At 51.2% G+C, this 5,284-nt stretch carries 3 protein-coding genes; all 3 read right to left on the bottom strand.

The features are described 5' to 3' along the window. The coding region (carB, locus tag R3177_RS12990) for a carbamoyl-phosphate synthase large subunit (protein ID WP_318971451.1) at positions 1 to 3,015 on the bottom strand (3,015 nt) is incomplete at its 3' end. A gap of 28 nt (positions 3,016 to 3,043) precedes the next feature. Continuing rightward, positions 3,044 to 4,174: a glutamine-hydrolyzing carbamoyl-phosphate synthase small subunit gene (gene carA / locus R3177_RS12985; protein ID WP_318971450.1), complete on the bottom strand. Its 1,131-nt coding sequence runs from the start codon at positions 4,172 to 4,174 to the stop codon at positions 3,044 to 3,046. Between the two features lie 209 nt (positions 4,175 to 4,383). Beyond that, entirely contained in the window at positions 4,384 to 5,193 is an 810-nt protein-coding gene (dapB, locus tag R3177_RS12980; RefSeq protein WP_318971449.1) for a 4-hydroxy-tetrahydrodipicolinate reductase, read from the bottom strand. Between the last annotated feature and the right edge of the window lie 91 nt (positions 5,194 to 5,284).

Below are 5,284 nucleotides of genomic sequence, written 5' to 3'. Positions count from 1 at the left end.
TTTTATCCGGTCCAGGATATGTGGCCGGCCCTCATATACTTTATTGACTGTCCGGCATGGTACGCCGGCTGCAGCAAGCGCTTTGGCGGTACCGCCTGTGGCGTCAAGCTCAAAACCGATTTCAACCATCCGTCTGGCCAATTCAACTACCCGCACTTTATCGCTGTCGCGAACTGAAAGCAAGGCACGCCCGCCAGTAGGGATCAGGGTACCTGATCCTAACTCACCTTTGGCGAAAGCTTCTTCAAAGGTATCACCAATGCCCATCACTTCCCCGGTTGAACGCATTTCCGGGCCAAGAATAGGGTCGACACCCGGAAACTTATTAAACGGTATCACTACTTCCTTGACCGAGAAATACGGAGGAATAATTTCTTTGGTAATCCCCTGTTCAGCCAGCGTTTGCCCAACCATACAGCGGGCACCGACTTTGGCCACTGCCATACCGGTCGCTTTTGACACGAAAGGCACAGTCCGGGCTGCCCGCGGGTTCACTTCTATCAGATAGACTTCGTTGTCTTTGACGGCAAACTGAGTGTTCATTAAACCAACGACACCAAGCTCCAGCGCCAGCTTTTTAACCTGCTCCCGCATTTTGTCCTGAATGGCCGGGCTTAAGCTGTGTGGTGGCAAGGTACAAGCAGAGTCACCCGAGTGTACCCCGGCTTGCTCAATATGCTCCATAATGCCGCCGATAATCACTTCTTTACCATCACAGATTGCGTCAATATCCACCTCAATCGCATCGTCGAGGAAGTTATCCAGCAAGACCGGCGAGTCATTTGACACACTGACCGCTTCAGTCATATAACGGCGTAAGTCCTGATCGTCATAGACAATTTCCATCGCCCGCCCGCCCAGGACATAAGAGGGGCGAACCACCATCGGAAAGCCAATTTCGTGGGCGCGCGTTAACGCTTCTTCGACACTGGTTACGGTGGCATTTTGCGGTTGTTTTAAACCCAAACGTTCAACTGCCTGCTGAAAACGCTCCCGATCTTCAGCGCGGTCAATCGCATCGGGCGACGTGCCGATGATTGGCACGCCATTCGCCTCCAGGGCACGGGCCAATTTTAACGGTGTCTGGCCGCCATACTGAACGATAACGCCTTTAGGCTGTTCAATCCGCACAATCTCCAGCACGTCTTCCAGCGTGATGGGTTCGAAGTAGAGACGGTCGGAGGTATCATAATCAGTTGATACAGTTTCCGGGTTACAGTTCACCATAATGGTTTCGTAACCATCTTCGCGCAGCGCCAGCGCTGCGTGGACACAACAGTAATCAAATTCAATACCCTGGCCAATCCGGTTCGGGCCACCGCCAATAATCATAATTTTATCGCGATTAGTTGGCGCTGCCTCGCACTCTTCATCATAAGTGCTGTACATATAAGCAGTGTCAGAGGCAAATTCAGCAGCACAGGTATCGACCCGCTTGTAAACCGGGTGCAGCTTATAGCTATGGCGTTTCTTGCGCACTTCGTTTTCGCTGACGCCAAGTACAGCAGCAATGCGGCTGTCGGCAAAACCTTTGCGCTTTAAGCGCTTCAGGCGCTTCTCATCCAGCGCAGCAAAGCCGTCGGTCGCCAGCGCCTGCTCTTCTTTAATTAAATCTTCAATCTGCACCAGGAACCAGCGGTCGATATTAGTCAGGGTAAAGATTTCATCCATGCTCATACCGAAACGAAACGCGTCAGCAATATACCAAATGCGGTGCGAGCCTGGTTCGCGCAACTCCCGGGTCAGCTTTTCTTTGGCTTCCGGCTGGTTAATATCAATAATCGGATCAAGCCCGGCGACGCCAATTTCAAGACCCCGCAGGGCTTTTTGCAATGATTCCTGCTGATTGCGGCCAATCGCCATAACTTCGCCGACTGACTTCATCTGCGTGGTTAAACGGTCATTGGCACCGGCAAATTTTTCAAAGTTAAACCGTGGCACTTTCGTTACCACATAGTCGATACTTGGTTCAAATGACGCCGGTGTTCTGCCACCGGTAATGTCGTTCGCCAGTTCGTCCAGGGTGTAGCCTACTGCCAACTTGGCGGCGACTTTGGCAATAGGGAAACCAGTGGCTTTAGAGGCCAGCGCAGAAGAGCGCGATACCCGCGGGTTCATTTCAATAATAACCATTCGGCCATCAACCGGGTTGATACCAAACTGCACATTCGAACCGCCTGTTTCAACACCGATTTCCCGCAGTACCGCCAACGAGGCGTTCCGCATAATCTGATATTCTTTGTCGGTCAGGGTTTGCGCCGGTGCTACCGTAATGGAATCGCCGGTGTGTACCCCCATCGGGTCGAAGTTTTCAATGGCACAAACAATAATACAGTTATCGTTTTTATCGCGAACCACTTCCATTTCGTATTCTTTCCAACCAATCAGCGACTCGTCTATCAGCAGCTCTTTGGTGGGCGACAAATCAAGCCCCCGGGTACAGACTTCTTCAAACTCTTCGCGGTTATAGGCAATACCGCCGCCAGAGCCGCCCATGGTAAAAGAAGGCCGGATAATACAGGGAAAACCGATATCTTCCAGCACCTGATAAGCTTCTTCCATTGAATGGGCTAAGCCGGCACGGGGACACGCCAGACCAATTGAACGCATGGCTTTATCAAAGCGGCTGCGATCTTCTGCTTTATCAATAGCATCGGCAGTTGCACCTATCATTTCCACGTTATATTTTGCCAGCACGCCATGGCGCTCCAGCTCCAGCGCACAGTTCAGCGCGGTCTGGCCGCCCATGGTCGGCAGCACGGCACACGGCCGTTCTTTTTCAATAATTTTTTCCACCACCTGCCAGTGAATAGGCTCAATGTAAGTGGCATCAGCCATTTCCGGATCGGTCATGATGGTCGCCGGGTTCGAGTTGACCAGAATAACCCGGTACCCTTCTTCGCGCAGCGCTTTACAGGCCTGGGCGCCAGAGTAGTCAAATTCGCAAGCCTGACCAATTACAATCGGGCCGGCGCCAATAATAAGAATGCTTTTAATGTCGGTACGTTTTGGCATGGGGTCGCTCTCCGTAATTCGTGTTTGCTCAGGCGCGATGTTGTTGCATCAGCGTGATAAAGTGGTCGAACAGCTCAGAGGCTTCATGCGGGCCGGGACTCGCTTCAGGGTGGCCCTGAAAACTGAATGCCGGCTTGTCCGTGCGATGAATGCCCTGCAGTGAACCATCAAACAGCGATTTATGAGTGACCCGTAAATTGGCCGGTAAGCTCGCTTCGTCTACCGCAAAACCATGGTTCTGGGACGTGATCAGGACTTTTTTACTCTCCAGATTCTGCACCGGGTGGTTAGCGCCATGGTGGCCAAACTTCATTTTTGAGGTTTTCGCACCACTGGCCAGTGCCAGCAACTGATGCCCCAGACAGATACCAAACAGCGGGATGTTCTTCTCTAACAGGATTTTAATTGCCTCAATGGCATAATCACATGGTGCCGGATCGCCAGGGCCATTGGATAAAAAGATACCATCGGGATTAAGCGCCAGCACATCGGCAGCCGACGTCTGTGCCGGCACCACGGTGAGTTTACAACCGCGGTCAGCCAGCATCCGCAGGATATTGTGCTTCACACCATAATCATAAGCGACCACATGAAATTTCTCTGCTGCGGCCGGCCGGTGGCCTTCGCCCAGTGCCCAGCTGCCTTCAGTCCACTGGTATGTTGATTTAACCGAAACCTCTTTGGCTAAATCCATGCCTGAGAGGCCGGCAAAGCCTTTGGCCAGTTGCAGTGCACGGGCTTCATCGAGCGCGTCACCAGCCATAATACAGCCGTTCTGGGCGCCTTTTTCCCGTAATATGCGGGTCAGTTTACGGGTATCGATATCGGCAATGCCAAGAATGTTATGTTTTGCGAGGTATTGACTAAGTGAGAGTTGATTACGGAAATTACTGGCTAACAGAGGAAGGTCACGGATAATCAGGCCTTTAACCCAAACCTGACCGGATTCCTCGTCTTCACTATTGGTTCCGGTGTTGCCAATATGTGGGTAAGTAAGTGTTACTATCTGCTCTGCGTATGAGGGATCAGTTAATATTTCCTGATACCCGGTCATCGAGGTGTTAAACACCACCTCACCTACAGAAACTCCTTCAGCGCCAATGGCTGTACCGTGAAATACGGTGCCGTCTTCCAGTACGAGCAGGGCGGACTTAGTCAAAATAACCTCCAAACAGCAAAAAACGGGCGAAAACCTAGTGTGTTTTACAACCCGTTTTGACCCAAAATTCTAAACCCCGTATTCGCCAGAGCGAGTGACCGGGCAAACCTGCTTATTTTAGGCGAAAAGCGTACTTTTGGCTATGGCTATTTTTGATTTTTACGAAAATACCTGCTTTAACGCGTTTTTATGATTAGTTGCTCAAAAGCTTATGTTAAGTCAGTCAATCCCAGCACTTGCTGCATGGAATAAAGTCCGGGCTGTTTATTTTGCAACCACAAAGCAGCACGCAGCGCACCTTGGGCAAAGGTATTTCTGCTGGAAGCTTTATGGCTAATTTCCAGCCTTTCGCCCAAATCTGCAAAAAGTGCGGTGTGATCGCCAATAATATCGCCGCCCCGCACGGTGGCAAAACCAATAGTTTGTTGCGACCGCTCGCCAGTAATACCTTCGCGACCATATACCGCCACCTCGGTCAGATCCCGCCCCAGGGTTTTGGCAATGGTGCTGCCAATGGCCATGGCGGTGCCTGACGGCGCGTCTTTTTTATAACGGTGATGCGCTTCGATAATTTCAATATCAGCGGTCTGGCCCATTACCCTTGCTGCCGTTTGTACCAGATGAAGCAGCAGGTTGACACCGACACTCATATTTGGCGCCCAGACAATCGGGATATGTGCGCTGGCTTGCTGCAGTTGCTGATACTGGTCATCAGTTAGCCCGGTTACCCCGATTACCATGGCTTTTTTCGCAGCTACTGCCAGCTTAAGATGCGTCAGCATGGCGTCGGGCATAGTGAAATCTACCCAGATATCAGCATGGTTAATACTGCTTTCACCGGTTTCACTGAGCGCCAGCCCCAGCTTGCCACATCCGGCCAGCTCACCGGCATCAACGCCAACTAAGGACGAGCCGGCACGCACCGTAGCCGCTGTTAAGTTCAACTGCTGCTCATTGGCAACTGTAGTAAGGGCACGACCCATCCGGCCGTTAGCGCCGAAAATTCCGATAGCTGGCATAATTTACTCTGAAAATAATTAGTAATGGCAGCTATTAAAACAAAAGCGGCTATTAGTAGGAAGTAAAATAGCCATCTTAATGGCTATTTCT

Source organism: Arsukibacterium sp., assembly GCF_033722355.1.
GTDB lineage: Bacteria > Pseudomonadota > Gammaproteobacteria > Enterobacterales > Alteromonadaceae > Alishewanella.
This window is presented reverse-complemented; position numbering and strand designations above follow the sequence as displayed.